Genomic DNA, 23,463 nt, shown 5'->3' with positions numbered 1-23,463 from the left:
ACCTCAGAACCTCAGTGAGATCTGGGCGGCAAACAGGTCCCAGTCCTCGACCACCCCGTCGCCTGGGGGGTTCTCACGGTACGAGAGGGTGAAACCGCCGTGATGACGCTGATACTCCAGACGCAGCATCAACCGCCTACCCAGATCCCAGCGCGTCCCGACGACCCAGATCCGGGAGTGATCCGAGGCGGGACAGTGAAGGTGCAGGTCCCCCAGACGACGATCTGCATCCCCCTCCTCATAGCGCAGCATCAGCTCGATCGCCGGCGAGAGCCGATAGGCCGCCTGCAGGTACCATCCGGTCTGGATGGCGTGATGACGATCGGCCTCGGGCCGAAAATGACGCCAATCGATCAGGATATGGGCGTATTCGCCCGCCAGGGTCCAGTTCGCCGCATTGTACTGTGCCGATACCAGCCAGTAGCGGATATCCAGGTTGCCGGCGCCGATCGCAGCCTCGGAGCCGGGATCGAAGCGACTGTGCATGGCCGCGCCACTGAGTCCCAGGCGCAACCGCTCGGCGGGATCGGCATACCACAGGCTGAGCAGTGGCACCGGATGCTCGGGTTCGAGCTCGCCATCATGGTCGTCGAGCAGATAGTTCCACTCGACGTTGGCGTCAAGCAGCGGCAGTCCAGCCCCCAGGGTGGCCGAGAAGGTGCCGAGATCGGTATAGCGCTCGCCGTAGAACATCAGCCCGTCGGAGGCGAGCATCATGTTGCGCACCCGATCGAAATAGACCACCTGGGGCAGGAAGATCCCGGGACGGGTGAAGGGAACGTCACGGGTCTCGTTGTAGAGACCGATCGGGTTCTTGATCCGCCCCATGCGCAGCCCGATGCGGTGTGTCGGGGCGCTCACCAGGGTGGCGTCGGCCAGGGCGTAATCGAGCCAGGGCGTGGCGTCGCTCATCTCCCCGGCGCGCCGCACCAACACCTGGGTGGCGAGCAGCAGGCGCGGGTCGGCGCGCCAGGAGCCGTTGAGACCGAGTTCGGTGAAATCGAGCGAGCCGTCGGGGCTATCGCCGAAGAAGCGATTATCGGAGGTCCAGACCAGGGCTTGGCTGGCGAACCCGTGCAGTTGCAGCGCCGGTTCGGTCGCCCAGGCGAGGCTCGGCAGCCAGTACAGCGCCAACACCATGCCACTCATCCATGCCGCCCGCACCCTAGCGCACCTCGATGATACGTACCTCGAAGCCCGGAGGCGGAGCGTCGGCATAGCCGAGCGCCCCCGGAGTGGAAGCAACGCTGCGGACCAGCTCATGTGGCGAGGTCACGGTGATCGGCACCTGACCGGTGCCCGAGAACAGCAAACGATCCCAGACCCGTCGCAACTGGTAGGGATAGAGCCCGAGCACGCCGGTGACGAAGCGACGGTGCAGGACATGCTCGTCGGGTAGCACGAACACCCGTACCGCGTGCCCGTCCGGCCAGCGCGGTACGCGCATCATCAGATAGCGCCGCGCCTCGTTCTGGGTCAGGTGATCCACCTCCACCGCCGCGTGCGCGATCAACACCTGGGCATCGACCGAGGCCATCCAGATCAACAGCAGCGAACAGATCAGGGACTTGGCGCTGGGACGCAGGCGAGGGGCGCGACGGGATGCGAGAGGTGTCAAGGCGGATGTCCAAGGTTAGGCCCGGTCGCATATCCTGACCATCAGTTCCGTTCCATTGCGCGCGGCGATCGCCACCGGGCGGGTCATGCAACGCGCACACCATCGGCCGGGGCAAATGCCCCCGCGGGCCTCGCGCACTGCTCGGTGCCATCACCGCGCCGCCGGATGCGGCGCGGTGATGCGCGACCATACAGCATACCGAGACCCCGAGGCTATTGTCTCAGGGAAACAACGGGAATGGCGAAACCAGCCGGTCGCCACCGCCGCCGTCCGACCTGGACGGGGCGGTGGCGCCAGCAGGCGGGGTCGGTTAGTCGACCAGTTCGCCGGCGAGCACCCGCTCGAAGCGCAGGGCGCCGTCTGCCACCCCGACCTCGATCAGATCTCCGGGCGCGAACTTGCCGGCGAGGATCTCCTGGGCCAGCGGATTCTCGAGCTGAGCGCGGATCGCGCGCTTGAGCGGGCGGGCACCGTAGACCGGATCGAAACCGGCCTCGCCGAGCAGATCGAGCGCCGCGTCGCTGACCTCGAGACGCATCTCGCGATCGGCCAGGCGCCGCTGCAGATAGTCGAGCTGGATGCGCGCGATGGCGCGGATCTGCGCCTGCTGCAGCGGATGGAAGACGACGATCTCGTCGAGCCGGTTGATGAACTCGGGACGGAAGGCCTGGCGCACCACCGCCATCACCGCCGACTTCATCTCGGCATAGGCCGCCTCGCCGGCGTGCTGCTGGATGACGTCGGAGCCGAGGTTGGAGGTCATCACGATCACCGTGTTGCGGAAGTCCACGGTGCGCCCCTGACCATCGGTGAGCCGACCGTCGTCGAGCACCTGCAACAGCACGTTGAAGACGTCGGGGTGGGCCTTCTCCACCTCGTCGAGCAGGATCAGGCTGTAGGGGCGGCGGCGCACCGCCTCGGTGAGATAGCCGCCCTCGTCATAGCCGACATAGCCGGGCGGCGCCCCGATCAGCCGCGCCACCGAGTGCTTTTCCATGAACTCGGACATGTCGATGCGCACCATCGCCTCCTCGGTATCGAAGAGGAAGCTTGCCAGCGTCTTGCACAGCTCGGTCTTGCCGACGCCGGTGGGTCCGAGGAAGAGGAAGGAGCCGATCGGGCGGGCCGGGTCGGAGAGCCCGGCGCGCGAGCGGCGGATGGCGTCGCTGACCGCGCCCACCGCCTCGTCCTGACCGACCACCCGCCGGCCGATCTCCTGCTCCATGCGCAGCAGCTTGTCGCGCTCGCCCTCGAGCATCCGCGACACCGGGATACCGGTCCAGCGCGAGACGATCTCGGCGATCTCCTCGTCGCTGACCTTGTTGCGCAGCAGCCGGTTATCGCCCTGCTCGGCCCCGGCGGCGGCCGAGGCCAGTTGCTTCTCGAGCTCGGGGATGCGCCCGTACTGCAGCTCCGACATCCGTCCCAGGTCGCCGGCGCGCCGCGCCGTCTCCATCTCCACCCGGGCACGGTCGAGCGCCTCCTTGATGTGCGCGGTACCGGCAACCGCCGCCTTCTCCGACTTCCAGACCTCGTCGAGATCGGCGAACTCGCGCTCGAGCCGCGCCACCTCGCCCTCGAGGTCGGCGAGGCGCTTGCGCGAGGCCTCGTCGGACTCCTTCTTGAGCGCCTCGCGCTCGATCTTGAGCTGGATCAGCCGACGATCGAGCCGGTCCATCTCCTCGGGCATGGAGTCGATCTCCATGCGGATGTGCGAGGCGGCCTCGTCGATCAGGTCGATCGCCTTGTCGGGGAGCTGACGATCGGAGATATAGCGGTGCGACAGGGTCGCCGCGGCGACGATCGCCGGGTCGGTGATCTCGACGGCGTGATGGACCTCGTAGCGCTCCTTGAGCCCGCGCAGGATGGCGATGGTGTCCTCGACGTTGGGCTCGTCGACCAGCACCTTCTGGAAGCGCCGTTCGAGCGCCGCATCCTTCTCGACGTACTTGCGGTACTCGTCGAGGGTGGTGGCGCCGACACAGTGCAGCTCGCCGCGCGCCAGCGCCGGCTTGAGCATGTTGCCCGCGTCCATCGAGCCCTCGGCCTTGCCCGCGCCGACCATGGTGTGCAGCTCGTCGATGAAGAGGATGACATTGCCCTCCTGACGGGCGATGTCGTTGAGCACCGCCTTGAGCCGCTCCTCGAACTCGCCGCGGAACTTCGCCCCGGCGATCAGCGCGGCCATGTCGAGCGAGAGCAGCCGTCTGGACTTCAGCCCCTCGGGCACCTCGCCGTTGACGATGCGCTGCGCCAGCCCCTCGACGATGGCGGTCTTGCCGACGCCGGGCTCGCCGATCAGCACCGGGTTGTTCTTGGTGCGCCGCTGCAGCACCTGCACGGTGCGGCGGATCTCGTCGTCGCGCCCGATCACCGGATCGAGCTTGCCCTGCTCGGCACGCTCGGTCAGATCGATGGTGTACTTCTCAAGCGCCTGACGCTGTTCCTCGGCGTTGGGGTCGTCGACCTTCTGCCCCCCTCGAACCGACTCGATCGCACGCTCCAGTGCCCCCTTCGAAGCACCGGCCTCGCGCAACACCCGGCCCAGCTCGCCGCGGTCATCGAGCGCGGCGAGCACGAACAGCTCGGAGGAGACGTACTGGTCCTGGCGCTGCTGGGCGAGCTTGTCGGTCTGGTTGAGCAGCCGCCCCAGGTCGTTGCCGACGTGCACCTCGCCACCGGCGCCCTCGACCACCGGCAGCCGGTCGAGCAGCTCACCGAGCGCCGAGCGCAGCTGATTGACGTTGACATCGGCGCGGGTGAGCAGGTGGCGTACCGTGCCCCCCTCCTGATCGAGCAGCGCGATCAGCAGGTGGACCGGCTCGATGAACTGATGATCGCGACCGACCGCCAGGCTCTGGGCATCGGCCAGCGCGAGTTGGAACTTTGCCGTCAACTTGTCCATTCTCACGGTGAATTCTCCGGTTTTTTGTAAGTTATTGTCGAAGATTGGGTAGGCGCCGAATCGAATCAAGCCGCCCCCACCGCCCCAGGAATCGCCGCGCGGCGCACATCATGGGTCCGAATCGAGCGCGATTTCCGCTATCATGGGCGGGTGAATCTACGTGACCTGAAATATATCCTCGCCGTCGCCGAGACGCGCCACTTCGGGCGCGCCGCCGAGCGTTGCTTCGTCAGTCAGCCGACGCTCAGCGGCCAGATCAAGAAGCTCGAGGACGAGCTCGACGTGGTCATCTTCGAGCGCACCAACCGCTCGGTCGAGATCACCCCGGTCGGCGAGGAGATCCTCCATCACGCCCGACTGGCGCTGGAGCAGACCGCCGCCATCGAGCAGGTCGCGCACGCCCATCAGGACCCGCTGGCCGGACCGCTGCGCATCGGCGCCATCCCCACCGTCAGCCCCTATCTGGTGCCCTTGCTGCTGCGCCCGCTGCGCGCGCGCTGTCCCAAGCTGCAGCTGGTGCTCTCCGAGGAGATCACCGATACCCTGCTCACGCGTCTCAGCCACCACGAGATCGACGCCGCGCTGCTCGCCACCCCGGTTGAGGACTCCGACCTCGCCGCCATCGAGTTGTTCGACGAACCCTTCTGGCTCGCCCACCCCACGGGCCACCCGCTGCAGCAACGCGCCGAGATCAGCGCCGCGGACCTGGAGTCGTGCGAGCTGCTGCTGCTCGCCGACGGTCACTGCCTGGCCCATCAGGTGATGGAGGTCTGCCGACTGTCGCAGCGCCCCAGCCAGGGCGAGATGGCCGATCTGCGCGCCTCCAGCCTCGAGACCCTGCTGCAACTGGTCAGCGCCGGCTTCGGCTGTACCCTGGTCCCGGCCCTGGCGGTGCGCGAGACCTGGATGCGCGACCACGGTATCGTCTCGCGCCAGCTGCACCTGCCCGATGCCTATCGGCGCATCTCGCTGGTCTACCGGCGCAGCTTCCCGCGACGGCAGGTCCTCGAACGCTTCGCCGAGGTCGTGCGCGACCAGCTCCCCGATAGCGTCCACAGCCTCGGGGCCGCCGCCTGACTCCACCCCACGACCAGACGCGTCGTCACCGCCACACCCGTCGGCACAAGACCCAGCATCTTTTTGACTGCACTGGGAAAAAACCGCAACAATGCGTTCCAAGCCTTGTTGGCCGGGCTTCTAGCCCCGAATCTTCGACTAAACTCGAAGAAAAAAGGATAAGATCCGGCCAACGGATACCACGTCTCTAAAAAGCCACATTCAAGCACGGATCTTGCGATCCACCCAGGGGAGCCCATGCACACCAAACAGACACAGGCATTGTGGGAGCTACAGCGCCAGGGACTACCGGACATCGCCGAGTCGGCCGCCCGCCACTGGAGCGAGGGCCGGCGCTACGAGCCCGATGGGGCGCTGCACATCCCGCGCTCGCTCGAGACCCTGATCGAACAGTGCAACTGGGAGATCGACAGGGTCAGCGTCCAAGCCTGACCACTTCATGATGCACAGCGGACACCTGACCGTCGAGACCCATCCGGACCACCCCGGACTGGTGCGCCTGCAGGCGTGCGATCAACCGCCGCCGGTCACCCCGCAGCTGCGCTGCGCAATCCGCTTCGAGGACGTCGACACCGCTCGCATGCACGCACACCAGCGGTTGCGACGCCGTCTGGTCGACATCGACGCCGGACTCTATCGTGTCGATCCGGTCACCGCCTGCGCCGCGATCGAGGCCATCGCCCTGCCCCACCGCCGGATCATGTTCGATCCCGCCGTGGAGTCTGACCCCGGACTGGCGCCGCTGATCGCCCGCTACCGCACCCACACCCGCCGGGTCGACCTGGTGTTCAATGCCATCGGCGTCTTCGCCCTGTTGCTGTTGCTGGCGCTCGGCATCCTGCTCGGGCCCTGAGAGGAGAGAACACCGCCATGCGCATCGTCGAGGTCATCGCCGACGCCAGACACACCAAGACGCTGCTCGGCATGGCCGGTTTCTATGGCGCCGAGGACGCCTGGTGCGGCGAGGCCGGCGAGGATGGCCGACGCGCCGTGCGCATGCTGGTCGACGACCAGTCGCGCCAGGCGCTGACCGACTCGCTGCAGGACCTCTTCAAGGCCGATGCCGACGCCCGCATCGTCATCCAGCCGGTCGACACCGTGCTCACCCGCGATACCCCGCGCCGCCAGGACGAGGAGCTGCGCCGGGCGCGGGCGATCGCCGCCACGCGCGAGGAGCTCTACAGCGAGATCGTCAAGGGCGCGCGGCTCGACACCAACCACCTGGTGCTGACCACGCTCTCGACCCTGGTCGCCGCCATCGGTCTCCTCGAGAACAATGTCGCGGTGGTGATCGGTGCGATGGTCATCGCCCCGCTGCTCGGCCCCAACATCGCCCTGGCCTTCGCCACCTCGCTCGGCGATCGCGCCCTGGTGTGGCAGGCACTGCGCACCAATGCCGCCGGACTGGGCCTGTCGCTGCTGCTCGCCGTCGCCATCGGCCTGATCTGGGAGATCGACTTCTCGCTCAACGAGCTGGCCGCGCGCACCGACGTCGGACTCGCCGGGGTCGTGCTGGCGCTCGCCTCGGGCGCCGCGGCGGTGCTCTCGCTCACCTCCGGGCTGTCCTCGACCCTGGTCGGGGTGATGGTCGCCGTCGCCCTGCTGCCCCCGACGGCGACCATCGGGCTCGCCCTCGGCAGCGCCCGCTGGGACCTCGCGCTCGGCGCCCTGCTGCTGCTCGCCGTCAACATCGTCTGCGTCCTGCTCGCCGCCAAGCTGGTCTTCCTCTTCAAGGGCGTGCGCCCGCGCACCTGGACCGAGCGCAACCGCGCACGTCAGTCGATGCGGCTCTATCTGGCGCTCTGGGCGCTGCTGCTCGCTGCCCTGATCACCGTCATCCTGACTCGCTCGGGCGGCCTGCCCCAGTTCGCCTGAGCCGCTCAGACAGCGCCCCGATGAGCGAGCCGAGCCGAGCGCGCATCGCTCGACGAGTCGTGTCATCATTGGACGATGCCGATTCGGGCACGCGCGTCCCTCATGCCCGGGGGCCAGGACGGCGCCACAGCACGGGATCGATGTGAACGTGATCGCAAACCGGCAGGTGGGGGGCAAACCGCCCCGCCTGTCAGGTCGAGATCGCCCGCCAGAAACACAATGTGTACCGAGATCGACTCGGTACTGCGACTGGCCAAGGCATCAGCGGTCCCGACCCTACGCTAACCGAGGGCTGTACCCCCAGGGATTTCCCCGCATGAAAAAGAACTATCCAGTGACGCAACAGGAGGTGTCCTTCCCGGACGACACCAACATCCTGTCGACCACCGATCTGAAGGGCGCCATCACCTACGTCAACGACCGCTTCGTCGACATCTCCGGCTTCACCGAGGACGAGCTGATCGGGCGTAACCACAACATGGTGCGCCATCCCGACATGCCGCCGGCGGCCTTTGCCGACCTGTGGAAGACGCTGAAGTCCGGGCGTCCCTGGATGGGCCTGATCAAGAACCGTTGCAAGAACGGCGACCATTACTGGGTGAGCGCCTATGTCACCCCGATCACCCACGACGGCACCGTCACCGAATACCAATCGGTGCGCACCAAGCCGAGCCGCGCCAGGGTCGAGCAGGCCGAGCGTTTCTACGCCGAGCTGATGCGCGACCGGCGTCCCTGGCGCTGGCGCCTGGGCATGACCCGGGCGCGCTGGCGCCTGCTCGGCACCATCGCGCTGCTCGGTGCCGGCGCACTCGCCGCCGCCCCGTTGCTCGGACTCGGCACGCTCCAGGCCGCACCGCCGGTGCTGGTGTTCACCCTGACGGCGATCGCCCTGGCCTGGCTCGAGACCCGCCCGCTCGCCACCATCGCCGCCCAGGCGCGCATGGTCGCCGACAACCCCATCAGCCAGTACGCCTATACCCAGCGGCGCGACGAGTTCGGCGCGGTCGAGTTCGCCCTGCGCATGCTCGAGGCCGAGAGCGGCGCGGCGGTGGGTCGAGTCGACGATTCGGCGACACGACTGCTGCGACAGGCCGAGCACATGGTCGAGGCGGTGGAGTCGGCGCGCGGCGCGATCCTCCAGCAGCAGTCGGAGACCGATCAGGTGGCCACCGCCATCGAGGAGATGAGCGCCAGCGTGCGCGAGGTCGCGCAAAGCGCCCAACAGACCGCCGACACCGCCCACGAGGCCGATGCCAATGCCACCAACGGCGGCGAGGTGGTGGGCGCCACCGGCGATTCGATCGGCCGGCTCGCCGAGGAGATCGAGCAGGCCGCCGCGGTGATCCACACCCTCGAGCAACACAGCGGCGAGATCAGCGCCGTGCTCGACGTCATCCGCGGCATCGCCGAGCAGACCAACCTGCTCGCGCTCAACGCCGCGATCGAGGCGGCGCGCGCCGGTGAGGCCGGGCGCGGCTTCGCGGTGGTCGCCGACGAGGTGCGCAACCTCGCCAACCGCACCCAGCAGTCGACCACCGAGATCCAGGCGATGATCGAGAAGCTGCAGGCCGGCACCCGCTCCTCGGTCGAGGTCATGGGCAACAGCCGCACCCAGGCCGAGCAGAGCGTCGCCCAGGCACGCGAGGCCGGCGAGGCACTCCAGCGCATCGCCAGCGGTATCCAGTCGATCACCGACATGAGCACCCAGATCGCCACCGCCGTCGAGGAGCAGAGCGCGGTCAGCGAAGAGATCAGCCGCAGCATCGCCGATATCCGTCAAGGCGCCGACCAGACCGCCGCCGGCAGCCATGCCATCGGACAGGCCTCCAGCCAGGTCGTCGAGCTCTCCAGCGAGCTACGCACCCTGGCACGGCAATTCTGGGAACATCGGCGCTGAGGACTCCAAGATGAAGACCAATCTCCCCGTCACCGGCCAGGAGCGCTCCTTCGCCGAGACCGACAACATCATGTCGACCACCGATCTCAAGGGCATCGTCACCGATGTCAACGAGACCTTCGTCGAGATCAGCGGCTTCGATCGCGACGAACTGGTCGGCGTCAACCACAACGTGGTGCGTCATCCCGACATGCCACCGGCGGCCTTCGCCCAGCTGTGGCAGACCATCAAGTCGGGTCGCCCCTGGATGGGCCTGGTCAAGAATCGCTGCAAGAACGGCGATCACTACTGGGTCGACGCCTTCGTCAACCCGATCATGCGCGACGGCAAGGTATTCGAGTACCAGTCGGTGCGCCTGCGCCCGGCGCGCGATCTGGTCGACAAGGCCGAGCGGCTCTATGCCGGGATCCGTGCCGGACGCCTGCCGCTGGCGTTGCGCCTGCCACGGCTCTCGGCGTTCTGGCGACTGACCGGCTGGCTGGTGCTCGCCGCGCTGCTCGCCCTCGCCACCCTGCCGCTGACCGACCTGCCGCCGACCCCGGGGCTCGCCCTCATCGCGCTGCTGCTGGCGGCCGGCACCCTGGTCGCATGGATTCAGACCCGTGCGCTGGCGCGACTCAACGCACGGGCACGTCAGGTCATCGACGACCCCACCGCACAGTATCTCTATACCGGCAGCAACACCGAGTACGGCGCCATCACCCTGGCGATGCGCATGCTGCGCACCGAGAGCCGCTCGTCGGCGGTGCGCATCTCCGATACCGCGGCCAAGCTCTCGCGTCAGGCCGAGGCCGCGGTCGAGACCATCACCGAGCTGCGCGCGGCCATCCTCAACCAGCAGTCGCAGACCGATCTGGTGGCCACCGCCATCGAGGAGATGAGCGCCAGCGTGCGCGAGGTCGCGCGCAATGCCCAGCACACCGCCGACAGCGCCGACAGCGCCGACAGCGCCGCGCGCGATGGCAAACGTGTCACCATCGATACCCGCGAGGCCATCGCACGACTCTCCGATGAGGTCGAGAACGCCGCCGCGGTGATCCACACCCTCGAGCAGCACAGCGACGAGATCAGCGCCGTGCTCGACGTCATCCGCGGCATCGCCGAGCAGACCAACCTGCTCGCGCTCAACGCCGCGATCGAGGCGGCACGCGCCGGCGAGCAGGGACGCGGCTTCGCGGTGGTCGCCGACGAGGTGCGCAACCTCGCCAATCGCACCCAGCAGTCGACCACCGAGATCCAGGCGATGATCGAGAAGCTGCAGGACGGCGCGCGCGCCTCGGTCGAGGTGATGCACGGCAGCCGCGCCCAGGCCGAGCGGAGCGTCGCCCAGGCGCGCGAGGCCGGCGGCGCGCTCGAGGCGATCGCCGCCAGCGTGCAGCAGATCACCGACATGACCACCCAGATCGCCACCGCCGTCGAGGAGCAGAGCGCGGTCAGCGAGGAGATCAACCGCAGCGTCACCAATATCCGCCAGTCGGCCGACGGCAACGCCACGACCACCGGCGAGATCGAACGCACCGCCGAGACACTGGCCACCCTCGCCGAGGAGCTGCGGGTGCTCGCCGATCAGTTCTGGAGCCACCGGGTCTGCATGACCGATGCGGTTCGCCTGAACGACTCGGCGGGCGGGCAACGCGGCTGACCTGGCGCAAGACGCCGACGATGCTCTGCGCCATCGTCGGCGTCTTTCGCGTAAGCTAGGGTCGCGAATGCCCAGATCAGCCGAGAGCGCGACCGATGGATGACACCCTCAAGCGACTGCTCGATGTCGAGATGCGGGCCGAGCGGCTCGCCCAGCAGGCCGAGACCGAACAGGGCCGGATCGTCGATCAGGCGATGGCCGAGGTCCACGCCGAGCAGGCACGTTTCACCGCCAGGATCCCGGAGCTGCGCCAGGGCTTCGTCGCCAAGGCCGGAGAGCGCGCCGAACAGAGCATCGCCCAGCTGCGACGCCGCTATGACGAGCGCCACGTCCACCTGCGCGATCAGGCCGAACAGCGCGAGGCCGAGGCACTCGAGGCCGCCTTCCAGGTCCTGATCGACACCAGCCGCTGACCCCGCGCCATGGCCGATGCCGACCACGCCTATCTCGACGCCCGGGTCTCGATGATGGCCACGGGGCTGCACGACCCGGACACCATAGATCGACTCGCCACCCTGCCGCTGAGCGCCCTGGTCGACCAGCTCGGGCTCGACGCCCTGCTCGACGCCGCACCATCACCGCGCGCGCGCAGCCGCGCCATCGAGCAGGCGCTGGTCCACCAGCTGCTCGCCGAGCTGCAGGTGCTGATCCGACCGCTGCAGGGCGACGAGCGCGAGCTGATGCTCGCCTGGGGGCGCAAGTATGCGCTCTACAACCTCAAGACCCTGCTGCGCGGCAAGCTCCATGCGCTCGAGGCCGAGACCATCGCCGAGCAACTGTTCGACCTGCCCGCCCCGATCCGGCTGCCGATCCATACCCTGTTCCGCGCCGAGAGCGTCGAGGAGCTGCTGCGCCAGCTCGAGACCGGTCCCTACCGCCAGATCGCCCGCCAGGCACGCGAGGTCTATGCCCGGCGCCGCGAACCCTTCGCCCTCGAGGCGGCGATCGACCAGCACTACTACCTCGGGCTGGCGCGCCACGTCCGCACTTTCGGCGCACCGCACGGCACCGCGCTCAGACGCCTGATCGGCGCCGCGCTCGACCGCGTCGACCTGCTGTGGCTGCTGCGCTTCCGGCTCTGCTACGGACTCTCACCCTCCGAGACCTTCTACTGGCTGGTGCCCTCGACCGGACTGCTCGGACGCGAGCGACTGCTGCGTCTGGTCGCGCTCGACGGGCTCGAACCGGTCATCGAGGCCCTGCCCGCGCCGCTCGCCGGTCAGCTCGCCGGCAGCGAGGACATCGCCGAGGTGCAGCGACGCGTCAACATCCACAGCGCCACCATCGCCCGCGCCCTGCTCGCCCACGGCGACTCGGCGCCAGCGCGCGCGCTGGCCTATCTGATGCTGCGCGAGGCCGACCTGCTGAGGCTGTTCGCCATCATCCAGGGGCGTCTGCTCGGTCTCGCCCAGCACACCATCGACGCGGCGCTCGAGCGCGCCCCCTCGGGCTGTACCTGGCGCGCCGCGGCCTGTACCCGGCGAGAGGAGACCTGATGCTCTCGCCCACGGCGATGAAACACGTCCGCCTGCTGGTCCTCGCCGAGGACCTGCCCACCGCCTCGCTCGCGCTCGCCGAGACCGGTCTCTTCCACCCCGACGCGCGCGCCCCGGACGAGGCGCGGCTCGACACCGCCCCGGCACGCGACTATCGTCGCCATCACGAGCGTGCCCGACAGCGGCTCGACAAGCTCGCCGAGCTGCTCGACCTCGCGTTGCCGCAGCACATCGACCAGCCTCGGGTGATCGAGCCCGAGTCCCTCGCCGCGCTCGATCACTGGCTCGGCGAGCTGTGGCAGACCGCCTCGGCCCATGCCGAGGGCCTGCGCCAGCTCGACGACGAGGCGCGCCTGGTCGCCGAGCACCAGGCCGCGCTCGCCAACTTCGCCGCGCTCGACATCGACCTGGCGGTGCTGCGCAACAACACCCGTTTCCTCGATATCCATGTCGGCATGGTGCCGCGCGAGAACCTCGCCCGGCTCGGCGGCGCGCTCGGGCTCGCCCACTATCTGGTCCACGTCTACATGCAGCGTGGCGACCAGACCCATGTGGTGATCGTCGGTCCCAGCGACGCCGCTCCCGAGTCACTGCCCCAGGTGCTCGCCGCCGCCGGCTTCCAGGCGCTGCCGATCCCGGTCGAACTCGACCGCGAACCGGCGCGGGTACGCCAGCAGCTCGAGACGCGCAGCGCCGACATCGCCCGACGCCGCGCCGCGCTCGAACGCGAGCTTGCCGAGTGGGGTGCCGACCATCGCGCACAGCTGCTTGCCGCGCAGCAGACCCTGCTGCTCGCCGCCCCGCTGGTCGCGCTCGACCCGGCGCTGCGCGCCAGCGGACCGCTCGCCCATCTCGCCGGCTGGGTGCCGGCGAGTGCGGTCGAGGCGCTCGAACAACGCTTGCGCGAGACCCTCCCGCATCCCTTCGCCCTGAGTGCCCGCGACCCGCGCGCCGACGAGCGAAGGTTGGTGCCGACGGTGATCACCCGCAATCGCCTGCTCGCGCCCTTCGCCACCCTGGTCGGTCAGTACGGCATCCCCGAGTACGGCGAGGTCGACCCCACGCCGCTGTTCGCCGTCACCTTCCTGCTGATGTTCGGCAGCATGTTCGGCGACCTCGGTCAGGGCGCGGTGATCGCGCTCGCCGCCTGGCTGCTGCGCCGACGGCTCGGGCGCTTCTGGCCCTTCGGACTGCTCGCCGGGTTGTCGTCGATGGCCTTCGGACTGGTCTTCGGCAGCGTCTTCGGCAACGAGCACCTGATCCCGGCGCTGTGGATGAGCCCGCTCACCGATCCGCTGCGGATGCTCACCCTGGCGCTCCTCTGGGGGGTGGGGTTCATCACCCTCGCCTGTACGCTGGCGATCTACAACCGGGTGGCCGTCGGGCGCTGGCGCGACGCCGTGCTCGGGCATCACGGTGCGGTCAATCTGGTGTTCTATCTCGCGCTGGTCGGCGCCGGGGTCGGACTCGCCGAGGACGGCGCACTCGCCCCCTGGCCGGCGACCATCGCCGGGCTCGCCCTCGCCACCCTGGCCTGGGCGAGCTGGCGCGAGCAACAGGGCCCGCTGATCGAGCGCGCGCTGGTGGTCTTCATCGCCACCCTGGAGACGGTGATCGGCTATGTCTCCAACACCCTCTCCTTCCTCCGCGTCGCCGCCTTCGGACTCAACCATGTCGCGCTCGCCATCGCCGTCTACACCCTCGCCGGGATGCTCGGCGAGGTCGGCCACCTCATCACCCTGGTCCTCGGCAACCTCTTCATCATCGTGCTCGAGGGCGGGATCGTGATGATCCAGGTGATGCGACTGCAGTACTACGAGGGGTTCTCGCGTTATTTCTCCGGGGACGGACACGCCTTCGCGCCACTGCGCCTGCCGCGTGACTGACCCCGGCACCATCCACCACATCAGGAGCGTCACATGTATTGGCTCGTCGCCCTCATGACCCTGGCCATCCTCGGCCTGATCCTCACCGGACTGGTGCTGGAGCTGCGCCCCCGCGCCAGCGCCCGGCTCCGTGACTGGTTCCGCCCGGCGCTCGGCACCCAGCTGGTGGTCTTCGTCGGCGCCCAGCTCGGGCTGCTCGTGCTCGGGCTCAACGACGCCCTGGCCGCCACCGAGACCCTCGCCGAGACCGCCGCGCCCGAGATCAGCCTCGGCATGGGGCTGGCGATCATCGGCGCCGGTATCCCCACCGCGATCTCGACCATCGGCGCCGGCATCGCCGTCGGCCCGATCGGCGCGGCCTCGCTGGCGGCGATCACCGAGAAGCCGGAGAACCTCGGGCGCACCCTGATCTATCTCGGTCTGGCCGAGGGCATCGCCATCTACGGGCTGGTGGTCTCGATCCTGCTCATCAACAAGATCTGAGCGCGGCATGGACACCCCCAGCACCGAGACCGCCACCCCGGCGCGGCTCGTGTTCATCGGTGACGAGCGGCTCGCCGACGGCTTCCGGTTGATCGGCTTCGAGGCCCACGAGAACCCCGCCCCGGAGACCGTCGAGCGCCTGCTGCGCGGGCTGCTGCGCGCGCGGGCCAAGGCGCTGGTGGTGGTCGACGACGCGCTGATGGCCGCGGACATCCCCAGCCTGCAACGCATCCGCCGCGAGGGCGGACGCATCGTGGTGGTCGCGGTGCCCGCGCTCGGCGCCGAGCCGCCGCGTCTGTCCAGCGCGGTGGCCGATCGGCTCGATGCGCTGTTCGGCGCCGCGCCGGACGACGAGACGGAGGAACGACATGACCCAGGTCGATGAACTCGAACAGGCGATCCTCGCGCGCGCCGAGCGCCTCGCCGCCGAGTATCGGGCGCGCGCCGCCAGCCGTCGCGACACCATCCTGCGCGAGGCCGCCGAGCGGCTGCGCGCGCGCGAGCAACACGAGGAGCAGGTCGCCCGCGCCCTGGCCGAACGCAGCTTCCGCCAGCAGGTCCAGGCCAGCGAGCTGAAGCTCCAGACCCATCTCGACCGGGTGCGCTGGAACCTGATGCAGGCCGTCGAGCGCGGCCTCGAGGAGCGGATGCGCGCCTTCGTCGCCGAGCGCGACACCTATGGCGACTGGCTCGCGACGCTGATCGTGCGCGATGCCGGGCTGATCGAGCAGCCGCGGCTGCGCGTCGAGGCCAACGCCCACGACCTGGTGCTGCTGCGCGAGCGCTGGGCGGCGATCCTCGCGGCGCTGCCCGAGGGACGCGAGGCCGAGCTGGTCGAGGAGCCGATCACCGCCCTCGGCGGGGTGCGGGTCAGCGACGCCGAGGGGCGGGTGCGCATCGACGACACCCATGCCGGTCGGCTCGAACGGCTGCGCCCCGAGATCCAGCGCGTGATCCTCGAACGCCTGCTCCCCAACGGGCTCGATACCGCCAACCTGTTCAATGGATGATGCCGTGAAAGACGCCAACAGAACCGGCCGGGTGCGTGACATCAACGGCCCCATCGTCACCATCGAACTGCCCGGCGCGCGCAGCGGCGAGCAGGTCAAGCTCGGCGAACTCGGGCTGCTCGGCGAGGTGATCTCGCTGCGTGGCGGCGATGCCATCGTCCAGACCTACGAATCGACCGACGGGCTGCGTCCCGGCGAGCCGGTGCGCGGACTCGGCCGACCGCTCTCGGTCGAACTCGGCCCCGGGCTGCTCGGCGGCATCTTCGACGGCGTGCAGCGACCGCTCGAAGCGATCGCCCTGGCCTCGGGCGATCACATCCGCCGCGGCATCGACCTCAACGCCCTCGACCGCGCCCGCGAGTGGCGCTTCACCCCCAACCCGGCGCTCGAACCCGGCGCCCGGATCGGCGGCGGCACCCTGCTCGGCACCGTCCCGGAGACGGCCACCATCGAGCATCGCGTACTGGTGCCGCCCGGTATCGAGGGCGAGCTGGAGGAGATCGCCCCGGCCGGCGACTACGACCTCGAGGCGACCATCGCCCGGGTGCGCGACGCCCACGGCGCCAGCCGCAGGCTCGGGCTCTATCACCGCTGGCCGGTGCGCCAGCCGCGCCCCTACCGGCGCCGCGACGACGGCGTCGCGCCGCTGATCACCGGACAGCGGGTGATCGACACCTTCTTCCCCCAGCTCAAGGGCGGCAAGGGCGCGGTCCCCGGCCCCTTCGGCGCGGGCAAGACCGTGGTGCAGCAGCAGATCGCGCGCTGGTCGAACGCCGACATCGTCATCTATGTCGGCTGCGGCGAGCGCGGCAACGAACTGGTCGACGTGCTCGAGACCTTCCCCCAGCTCGACGACCCCTACACCGGGCGCAAGCTGATGGAGCGCACCCTGCTGGTGGCCAACACCTCCAACATGCCGGTGGTGGCGCGCGAGGCCTCGGTCTATGTCGGCCTGACCATGGCCGAGTACTACCGCGACATGGGCTACGACGTGGTGATGCTGGCCGACTCCACCAGCCGTTGGGCCGAGGCGTTGCGCGAGGTCTCCGGACGGCTCGGACAGATGCCGGTCGAGGAAGGCTACCCCGCCTATCTCGCCTCGCGTCTGGCCGCGCTCTACGAGCGCGCCGGACGGGTCGAGACCTTCGCCGGGGCCTCCGGCTCGGTCACCCTGATCGGCGCGGTCTCGCCGCCGGGCGGCGACTTCTCCGAGCCCGTGACCAGCCACACCAAGGACATCGTCGAGACCTTCTGGGCGCTCTCCAAGGAGCTGGCCGACGCCCGTCACTACCCCTCGATCGACTGGGTCGGCAGCTTCTCCGGGCATGTCCACACCGCCGCCGAGTGGTGGCACAAGGAGATCGACCCGAACTGGGAGCAACGCCGCAACGCCGCCCTCGCCCTCCTCGCCCGCGACGCCGAACTCTCGCGCATCGTCAACCTGGTCGGCCCCGAGGCCCTCTCCGACCCCCAGCGCTGGGAGCTGGAAGGCGCCGCGCTCATCAAGGAAGGCGTGCTGCAGCAGAGCGCGCTCGACGACATCGACACCTTCTGCTCCCCGGCCAAGCAATTCGCCCTGCTGGATCTGGCCATCGAGATCTACCGCAGCGGCGAATCGCTGATTCGACTCGGCGTGCCGGTCTCGGAACTGCAGAACCTGCCGCTATTGGCCAAGATGCGCCGGATCAAGTCACTGTATTCGAGTGAGGAACTGGATCGGATACAGGGGTTTCGGGATGAGGTGGAGAAGGCGATGGAGGGGATTCGGAGTGAATATTCGAAGCATGAGGGGGAAACGCAATAGAAATAGCTTTTTGGCTTCAACCATTTACGCAACATCGTCAATCAGTTTCCGCCTAGCTTTGACGTTTTAGATATCATTCGAACAAAATTTCAAGGGTCAATAAATGATTAACAGAATAAAAAAATGGTACAATGGAGAAGAAAGTCTTGTGGTATTCAAAAATGACCCAGAAAGCTCAACTACTATCCACCCCATGCTTTGCGTCGAATACCATTGGACTGCAAAAATCGCGAAGGCATGCGTTGAATTTTATTTAAAACATTGGCAATGGGTATGGTTGACATTAATCTCATCATGCATTGCAGTTCTGGCCAATTAAATAAACATCCTTATTGAACCTACTACCAGAACGACTCAATTCAGACCAAATGAAAGAATGAGACAAAAATTCCCAAACAAAAATTTCACCCGACTTTTTTCGCCGCCGCCCTATAAAAAAGCAGGTTAAAAAGGTCTTAGCAAAGAAGAGCCAAATCGATGTTTACTACAAAAGGAATCACTAAGCCAGATAGAGATGGGTTTTCACAAGATCCGTTTGGGTACAGTGCGTCGGCTAGGCATAAATGGATTATAGCATGCACGATAGAGGGGTTTGACTTTGATATATTAAAACCAGCAGGAATCGAAGATTTCAAAAACCCAGTTCTTTGGCTTACTCAAGCGCATGCGCTTTCGGAAGCTGCGGTGGTCGTTTTAAAAAACGAACCTAACTTAAAAGTAATGCCAGAGCTTATGCGCGGAGCATGTGACAGTCAATACTGCGCGGTTGGCTTGATGTTGGTCGGATACAGCCTCGAAGTATGCCTTAAGGCAATGATTATAATGCGAGATGGAATAGATAAATATTTAGAAGAAGAAAAAACGCATTTCCATCATAAAACCCATGAACTGGCAGGCTTCGTACCCAACTTGTCAGAAAAAGAAAATGCTATTCTGAAGGTTCTACATCACTTCGTAACATGGGCTGGAAGATATCCCGACCCCGGCTCAAAGAAAATAAGCAACGCGGAAGATATTTTTTCATTATCGGAAAAACATCAAATTACAGCAAAAGAGGTCTTTGAGCTCGCGTCCAAAGTGATGGGGTATGCCAAGCATGTTGCAGATAATTCCTAAGAAGGCGCTAACAAGCGCATACAGCTGACACAAAAACAACCAGGGCTATAGCATCAACCTCTCCCAACACACAAAAACCCCGGTTACGGCTGGCGTTATGGTCAAAAAATACAGAAACGCAATGAATTCGGAGAACAAAGCAAAGCTTTTCGCTTAACGATCAAAAATAGCAGTTAATAGCATTCCCACTACCTACAATTACAAAAATCGGCGTACTCTTTGCGTATATTAGCGTCTCCCTCCCCGAAAACAGATCCGGCGCAAAGTAGAGAACAGCATCACCGTGATAGCCGTGCAGAGGGTTTAACAGCTGACATTATTTGCTCTGGATTGAGAAAAGCCTTAAAAACCCTGGTCACCGGCGGCAATTAAAAATGACTTGCTTACCAGCTATATCCGTGCCCCCCCTGTAACGACTGCAATTAATCCTTCACGAACCATCTGGCGGAACGCCAGATACACTTCCTCAACCAGACCCCAAAAGCTGACAATCAGACTTGAATTCCCAGGCGGGCCAAGGCCCCAAGCATGTAGGGCTCGATCGAGCCGAACGAGGATCATCGCATCATGAGCATCAAGGAATACCGCACCGCCATCGAAGCCAGGGGCGGCCTCCTGGTGGTCAGGGACACGCCGGGCGTGGCCTTCGGCGATCGGGTGCGGATCGAGAACCATGCGGGCCAGATCCGCAACGGTCAGGTCATCCGCGCGGCGGACGAGGAGGTGCTGATTCTGGTCTTCGAGGGCACGGACGATCTGGACCTGGAGAACACCTGGGTCCGCTTCCTCGACGAGCCGGTGGAGATCGCGCTCTCGCCCGAGATCCTGGGGCGCGAACTCAACGGCCTCGGCGAGCCGCGCGACGGGCGCCCCCCGGTGCTCTCGGGGCTGCGGCGGCCGGTGGGCGGCTCGGCCATCAATCCGGCCGCCCGCACCTATCCGCGCGAGTTCATCCAGACCGGCGTCTCGACCATCGACGGGCTCAACAGCCTGGTGCGGGGGCAGAAGCTGCCGATCTTCTCGGGCTCGGGCCTGCCGCACAACCGGCTCGCGGCCCAGATCGTGCGTCAGGCCAGATTGGTCGACGAGAACTCCACCTTCTCGATCGTGTTCGCGGCCATGGGCGTCTCCTACGCCGACGCCAAGTTCTTCCGCGACGAGTTCGCCAACTCGGGCGTGCTGCGCAACGTGGTGATGTTCGTCAATCTCGCCGACGACCCGCCGGTGGAACGGCTCACCCTGCCCCGCGCCGCGCTCACCGCCGCCGAGTATCTGGCCTATGATCTCGACCACCACGTGCTGGTGGTGCTCACCGACATGACCAACTACGCCGAGGCACTGCGCGAGGTCGCCACCGCCAAGGGCGACGTACCCGCGCGCAAGGGCTATCCGGGCTATCTCTACTCCGATCTGGCCGAACTCTACGAGCGCTGCGGGCGTATCCACGACCGGCGCGGGTCGATCACCATGATGCCGGTCGTCTCCATGCCCTCGGACGACATCACCCACCCCATCCCCGACCTCACCGGCTATATCACCGAGGGGCAGATCGTGCTCTCGCGCGAGCTGCACAATCGCGGCATCTACCCCCCGGTGCACATCTCGCCGAGCCTGTCGCGGCTGATGAAGGACGGCATCGGCAAGGACGACACCCGCGAGGACCACCCCCGGGTCGCCGCCCAGCTCTACAGCCTCTACGCCCGCGCCCAGGAGACCCGCAATCTCGCCTCGATCATCGGCGCCGACGAGCTGTCCGAGCGCGACCAGCGTTTCCTCGAATTCGCCGATGCCTTCGATGCCCAGTTCGTCACCCAGGGCGAGCACGAAGAACGCTCGATCATCGACACCCTGGATCTGGCCTGGCGGCTGATGGCGCGTTTCCCGCGCGAGCAGCTCACCCGACTCCACGAAACCGACCTCGCGCGACACCTGCCCCATGACGACTGACGACACCATCGACTGCGCCGACTGCCGTGCCTGCTGCTGTCGGCTCGAGGCGGTATGCCTGACCGACACCGGGGTGCCGGCGCGTTTCCTCACCGAGGACGCCTGGGGCCGGACCTGCATGCTCCGGCTCGACGACGGCTGGTGCGCCGCGCTCGATCGCGACACCCTGCGCTGTCGCATCTACGCGCAGCGCCCGCTGGTCTGTCGCCTTTTCGAGATGGGCGGCCCCGACTGTATCGACGCGCGCCAGGACGCCAACCTTGCCCCCTCGGGCTGAGCACCGGAACCAGGCACCATGACCGAATCGCTGATCAAGATACCGCCGACCAAGAGCAGCCTGCTGCGGCTACAGCAGCAGGCGCAGTTCCTGATCGCCGGACACGATCTGCTCGAACGCAAGCGCGAGCTGCTCACCCGACTGGTCTACGAACGCATCGACGAGTACCGCGCGCTGCGGCGCGAGGCCGAGACCGCGCTCGGCGCGGCCTATCACTGCCTCAGCCTCACCCACCTGCGCATGGGCAGTCGCGGTATCCGTCAGGCCGCGCTCGGCGCCGAGCCGGCGCTGCGCGTCAACGTCCTGCCGCACCGCGCGCTCGGCGTCGAGTACCCGGCGGTGGCCAGCGAGCGCCTGCCGCTCAAGCCCGTCGGCCTGCTCGGCACCGACGCGAGCTTCGACGCCACCCGCGCCAATCTCGCCGAGGCCGCGGTGCTGCTCGCCCGTCTCGGCGAGGTCGAGACCGCGCTGCACCGACTGATGGAGGAGCAGCGCAAGGCGCAGAAACGCGTCAACGCGCTCAAGTACAACATCATCCCCCGCTACCAGCGCACCATCCGCTTCATCCGCTCGGCGCTGGAAGAGGAAGAACGCAACGCCCTGTTCCAGGTGAAGCTGCTGCGCGAGAGACAGAGGTAGCGGCCGGGAGAATTGAACCGCAAAGACCCGAAGGGCGCGAAGACGATAGAAGAGAAAGGCGTTCAGACGTGTAGGCCGGGCAAAGCGCAGCGTGCCTTGCGGATTGGCTCCCAGCCACCAGTCACCAGCCACCAGCCACCAGCCACCAGCCACCAGCCACCAGCCACCAGCCATGTGTCTCACACTGGAGACTGAAGGTTTCTCGTTGGCGGCGCATTCGCCGGCTCGTAGGGTGGGATGCGTGACCGTGCGAAGACGCTGGGGATCGGCGCCGAACCCACCCGTTCACTCACCCCGCCGTCCCGCACGGAACCTTCGATGACCGCCCGCCACGTACGCCAGCCCTCCCCACTGGAGGCTGAAGGCTGGTGCCTGGACGCTCCTGTTCGCCGCTCAAAGATCCCGACCCAGTTCCACCATCCGGTCGAGCAGCGCGAACAGGGCCTGGTGGAGTCGGGCGTAGTGCTCGGGGGGCTGGGCGCGGATATGCTCGGGCGATTGCACGAAGGGGCCGGTCTCGGTGAGTTCGTCGGCGCAGTGGACGAGCAGCCGCTCGACGCCCTCGGTGGTCGCCTCCAGATGGCACTGCAGCCCCAGCACCCGGCCCTCGAAGAGAAAGCCCTGGTTGGCGCAGGCGGCGCTCGCGGCGAGCGGTTGCGCGCCCTCGGGCAGGGCGAAGGTGTCGCCGTGCCAGTGGAAGACCTCGAACCCCTCGGGCAGCGCCGCGAACAGCCCCGAGGCGCGACCCTCGGCGCTGAGTTCGAGCGGGAACCAGCCGATCTCGCGCTCGGGGTTGCGACATACCCGCGCGCCCAGCGCGGCGGCGATCTGCTGGGCGCCGAGACAGATGCCGATCAGGTTCTTGTCGGCGCCGATGGCGCGCGAGATGAACGCGCGTTCGGTGGCGAGCCAGGGATGGCGCTGCTCCTGATCGACCCCCATGGGACCGCCCATCACCACCAGCCAGTCGATCTCGGCGAGCGCGGGCAGCGGCTCGCCGAGATCGAGCCGCACCACCCGCAGCGCATGGCCGCGGGCACGCACCCAGTCGCCGATCGCCCCCGGCCCTTCGAAGGGGACATGTTGCAGGACACAAACGCGCATCGGATCATTCATCATCACGACCTCAGCAACCCGAACCCTCGGAGAGCAGGTCGAGATCGTTCTGGATCATCGCCTTGGCGCGATAGAGTCCGATCAGCGTCTTGGCATCGGTGATGGTGGCGTCATGACACCAGTCGAGCGCCTGACTGAAGGGCAGCCAGTGGACCTCGATCAGCTCGCCGGGTTCGTGCGCGACCGGCTGGCTGGTGAGCCCGCGCGCCAGCCACAGATGGATGACCTCGGTGAACACCCCGGGCGAGGCGTGCATCGGCCCGAGATCGTTCCACTCCTCGGCCACCAGCCCGGCCTCCTCGGCCAGCTCGCGCACGGCGGTGCGCTGCGGCGTCTCGTCGGGATCGATGCGCCCGGCGGGCAGCTCCCACAGCCAGCCTCCGGCAGCGTGGCGGAACTGGCGCAGCAGACAGACCCGGTCCTGGTCGTCGAGCGCGACCGTGGCCGCACCACCGGGATGGCGGACGATCTCGAGCGCCACCTCGGCGCCGTCCGGCAGCTCTACCTGCTCGCGGTTGACGTCGATCACCTTGCCGGCGTACAGGGTCTCGCAGTTGATGATTCGGGCTTCGGACATGGCAACCTCGTTTCGCTATCAATGCGTTGCGGGGCGTCGCACGCAAGGGCCGAGCGCGCCTCCGGGCCGTCTGCTCCGGACCTCCCCCGCTGACGCAC

At 67.0% G+C, this 23,463-nt stretch carries 22 protein-coding genes; 17 read left to right on the top strand and 5 right to left on the bottom strand.

All coding sequences use genetic code 11. The features are described from left to right. Positions 1-3 precede the first annotated feature (3 nt). The 3 genes from ACAM26_RS09980 to clpB form a co-directional block, all read right to left on the bottom strand. Positions 4-1,140, bottom strand: coding sequence for a porin (locus ACAM26_RS09980; RefSeq protein WP_223806970.1), 1,137 nt, complete (start codon positions 1,138-1,140; stop codon positions 4-6). Positions 1,141-1,165: 25 nt separating this feature from the next. Continuing rightward, entirely contained in the window at positions 1,166-1,618 is a 453-nt protein-coding gene (locus tag ACAM26_RS09975; RefSeq protein ID WP_223805969.1) for a hypothetical protein, read from the bottom strand. 310 nt (positions 1,619-1,928) lie between these two features. Further along, complete coding sequence (clpB, locus tag ACAM26_RS09970; protein ID WP_123141842.1) at positions 1,929-4,529, bottom strand: ATP-dependent chaperone ClpB; 2,601 nt, start codon at positions 4,527-4,529, stop codon at positions 1,929-1,931. Positions 4,530-4,673: 144 nt separating this feature from the next. Between clpB and ACAM26_RS09965 the strand changes: the two genes are divergently transcribed. The 17 genes from ACAM26_RS09965 (at position 4,674) to ACAM26_RS09885 (ending at position 21,672) form a co-directional block, all read left to right on the top strand. After that, on the top strand, positions 4,674-5,600 hold the full coding sequence (locus ACAM26_RS09965; RefSeq protein WP_123141843.1) for a LysR substrate-binding domain-containing protein: 927 nt from the start codon (positions 4,674-4,676) through the stop codon (positions 5,598-5,600). Between the two features lie 237 nt (positions 5,601-5,837). Beyond that, positions 5,838-6,032 (top strand): hypothetical protein, encoded by a 195-nt coding sequence (locus ACAM26_RS09960; RefSeq protein WP_123140190.1) that lies wholly within the window; start codon positions 5,838-5,840, stop codon positions 6,030-6,032. Between the two features lie 7 nt (positions 6,033-6,039). Next, a complete protein-coding gene (locus ACAM26_RS09955) occupies positions 6,040-6,453 on the top strand; it encodes a hypothetical protein (protein ID WP_123141844.1) in 414 nt (137 codons plus the stop codon). A gap of 17 nt (positions 6,454-6,470) precedes the next feature. Next, positions 6,471-7,475: a TIGR00341 family protein gene (locus ACAM26_RS09950; protein ID WP_123140188.1), complete on the top strand. Its 1,005-nt coding sequence runs from the start codon at positions 6,471-6,473 to the stop codon at positions 7,473-7,475. A 316-nt stretch (positions 7,476-7,791) separates the two neighbouring features. Continuing rightward, complete coding sequence (locus ACAM26_RS09945; protein WP_369613537.1) at positions 7,792-9,372, top strand: PAS domain-containing methyl-accepting chemotaxis protein; 1,581 nt, start codon at positions 7,792-7,794, stop codon at positions 9,370-9,372. A gap of 10 nt (positions 9,373-9,382) precedes the next feature. Then, positions 9,383-11,014: a PAS domain-containing methyl-accepting chemotaxis protein gene (locus ACAM26_RS09940; protein WP_369613536.1), complete on the top strand. Its 1,632-nt coding sequence runs from the start codon at positions 9,383-9,385 to the stop codon at positions 11,012-11,014. 95 nt (positions 11,015-11,109) lie between these two features. Continuing rightward, positions 11,110-11,427, top strand: coding sequence for an ATPase (locus ACAM26_RS09935; protein ID WP_123140185.1), 318 nt, complete (start codon positions 11,110-11,112; stop codon positions 11,425-11,427). Between the two features lie 9 nt (positions 11,428-11,436). Continuing rightward, positions 11,437-12,510, top strand: coding sequence for a V-type ATPase subunit (locus tag ACAM26_RS09930; RefSeq protein ID WP_123140184.1), 1,074 nt, complete (start codon positions 11,437-11,439; stop codon positions 12,508-12,510). Continuing rightward, complete coding sequence (locus ACAM26_RS09925; protein WP_123141847.1) at positions 12,510-14,396, top strand: V-type ATP synthase subunit I; 1,887 nt, start codon at positions 12,510-12,512, stop codon at positions 14,394-14,396. Before ACAM26_RS09930 ends, ACAM26_RS09925 begins: the two co-directional genes overlap by 1 nt. A gap of 33 nt (positions 14,397-14,429) precedes the next feature. Continuing rightward, entirely contained in the window at positions 14,430-14,879 is a 450-nt protein-coding gene (locus ACAM26_RS09920) for an ATP synthase subunit C (protein WP_005223689.1), read from the top strand. A gap of 7 nt (positions 14,880-14,886) precedes the next feature. After that, positions 14,887-15,264 carry a V-type ATP synthase subunit F gene (locus ACAM26_RS09915; protein WP_082806062.1) on the top strand — a complete coding sequence of 126 codons (378 nt, stop codon included), beginning with the start codon at positions 14,887-14,889 and terminating at the stop codon, positions 15,262-15,264. Further along, a complete protein-coding gene (locus ACAM26_RS09910) occupies positions 15,248-15,889 on the top strand; it encodes a V-type ATP synthase subunit E (RefSeq protein ID WP_369613535.1) in 642 nt (213 codons plus the stop codon). The genes ACAM26_RS09915 and ACAM26_RS09910 overlap by 17 nt, the downstream gene beginning before the upstream one ends. Positions 15,890-15,893: 4 nt before the next feature. After that, complete coding sequence (locus ACAM26_RS09905; protein WP_369613534.1) at positions 15,894-17,693, top strand: V-type ATP synthase subunit A; 1,800 nt, start codon at positions 15,894-15,896, stop codon at positions 17,691-17,693. A gap of 477 nt (positions 17,694-18,170) precedes the next feature. Further along, a complete protein-coding gene (locus ACAM26_RS09900) occupies positions 18,171-18,809 on the top strand; it encodes a hypothetical protein (protein WP_369613533.1) in 639 nt (212 codons plus the stop codon). Positions 18,810-19,376: 567 nt separating this feature from the next. Next, positions 19,377-20,756: a V-type ATP synthase subunit B gene (locus tag ACAM26_RS09895; RefSeq protein ID WP_369613532.1), complete on the top strand. Its 1,380-nt coding sequence runs from the start codon at positions 19,377-19,379 to the stop codon at positions 20,754-20,756. Further along, positions 20,746-21,033, top strand: a complete 288-nt coding sequence (locus ACAM26_RS09890) for a YkgJ family cysteine cluster protein (RefSeq protein ID WP_123141851.1) — start codon at positions 20,746-20,748, stop codon at positions 21,031-21,033. Before ACAM26_RS09895 ends, ACAM26_RS09890 begins: the two co-directional genes overlap by 11 nt. Before the next feature lie 18 nt (positions 21,034-21,051). Beyond that, positions 21,052-21,672: a V-type ATP synthase subunit D gene (locus ACAM26_RS09885; protein ID WP_123140742.1), complete on the top strand. Its 621-nt coding sequence runs from the start codon at positions 21,052-21,054 to the stop codon at positions 21,670-21,672. 393 nt (positions 21,673-22,065) lie between these two features. Here ACAM26_RS09885 and ACAM26_RS09880 read toward each other — a convergent pair whose 3' ends face one another. Together ACAM26_RS09880 and ACAM26_RS09875 are read right to left on the bottom strand one after the other, a co-directional pair. Then, positions 22,066-22,776 (bottom strand): type 1 glutamine amidotransferase, encoded by a 711-nt coding sequence (locus ACAM26_RS09880; RefSeq protein ID WP_369613531.1) that lies wholly within the window; start codon positions 22,774-22,776, stop codon positions 22,066-22,068. A 22-nt stretch (positions 22,777-22,798) separates the two neighbouring features. Continuing rightward, positions 22,799-23,365 (bottom strand): NUDIX hydrolase, encoded by a 567-nt coding sequence (locus ACAM26_RS09875; RefSeq protein WP_005223698.1) that lies wholly within the window; start codon positions 23,363-23,365, stop codon positions 22,799-22,801. Positions 23,366-23,463: the final 98 nt, after the last annotated feature.

This window comes from Marichromatium sp. PS1, from assembly GCF_041155115.1.
Taxonomy (GTDB): domain Bacteria; phylum Pseudomonadota; class Gammaproteobacteria; order Chromatiales; family Chromatiaceae; genus Marichromatium; species Marichromatium gracile.
This window is presented reverse-complemented; position numbering and strand designations above follow the sequence as displayed.

Coding starts and splice junctions, on each gene's coding strand:
- ACAM26_RS09895 (WP_369613532.1), top strand. CDS start 19,377: ATGAGCATCAAGGAATACCGCACCGCCATCGAAGCCAGGGGCGGCCTC.
- ACAM26_RS09930 (WP_123140184.1), top strand. CDS start 11,437: ATGGCCGATGCCGACCACGCCTATCTCGACGCCCGGGTCTCGATGATG.
- ACAM26_RS09875 (WP_005223698.1), bottom strand. CDS start 23,365: ATGTCCGAAGCCCGAATCATCAACTGCGAGACCCTGTACGCCGGCAAG.
- ACAM26_RS09920 (WP_005223689.1), top strand. CDS start 14,430: ATGTATTGGCTCGTCGCCCTCATGACCCTGGCCATCCTCGGCCTGATC.
- ACAM26_RS09915 (WP_082806062.1), top strand. CDS start 14,887: ATGGACACCCCCAGCACCGAGACCGCCACCCCGGCGCGGCTCGTGTTC.
- ACAM26_RS09945 (WP_369613537.1), top strand. CDS start 7,792: ATGAAAAAGAACTATCCAGTGACGCAACAGGAGGTGTCCTTCCCGGAC.
- ACAM26_RS09885 (WP_123140742.1), top strand. CDS start 21,052: ATGACCGAATCGCTGATCAAGATACCGCCGACCAAGAGCAGCCTGCTG.
- ACAM26_RS09935 (WP_123140185.1), top strand. CDS start 11,110: ATGGATGACACCCTCAAGCGACTGCTCGATGTCGAGATGCGGGCCGAG.
- ACAM26_RS09940 (WP_369613536.1), top strand. CDS start 9,383: ATGAAGACCAATCTCCCCGTCACCGGCCAGGAGCGCTCCTTCGCCGAG.
- ACAM26_RS09950 (WP_123140188.1), top strand. CDS start 6,471: ATGCGCATCGTCGAGGTCATCGCCGACGCCAGACACACCAAGACGCTG.
- ACAM26_RS09890 (WP_123141851.1), top strand. CDS start 20,746: ATGACGACTGACGACACCATCGACTGCGCCGACTGCCGTGCCTGCTGC.
- ACAM26_RS09925 (WP_123141847.1), top strand. CDS start 12,510: ATGCTCTCGCCCACGGCGATGAAACACGTCCGCCTGCTGGTCCTCGCC.
- ACAM26_RS09880 (WP_369613531.1), bottom strand. CDS start 22,776: ATGCGCGTTTGTGTCCTGCAACATGTCCCCTTCGAAGGGCCGGGGGCG.
- ACAM26_RS09955 (WP_123141844.1), top strand. CDS start 6,040: ATGATGCACAGCGGACACCTGACCGTCGAGACCCATCCGGACCACCCC.
- ACAM26_RS09900 (WP_369613533.1), top strand. CDS start 18,171: ATGTTTACTACAAAAGGAATCACTAAGCCAGATAGAGATGGGTTTTCA.
- ACAM26_RS09960 (WP_123140190.1), top strand. CDS start 5,838: ATGCACACCAAACAGACACAGGCATTGTGGGAGCTACAGCGCCAGGGA.
- ACAM26_RS09910 (WP_369613535.1), top strand. CDS start 15,248: ATGACCCAGGTCGATGAACTCGAACAGGCGATCCTCGCGCGCGCCGAG.
- ACAM26_RS09980 (WP_223806970.1), bottom strand. CDS start 1,140: ATGGTGTTGGCGCTGTACTGGCTGCCGAGCCTCGCCTGGGCGACCGAA.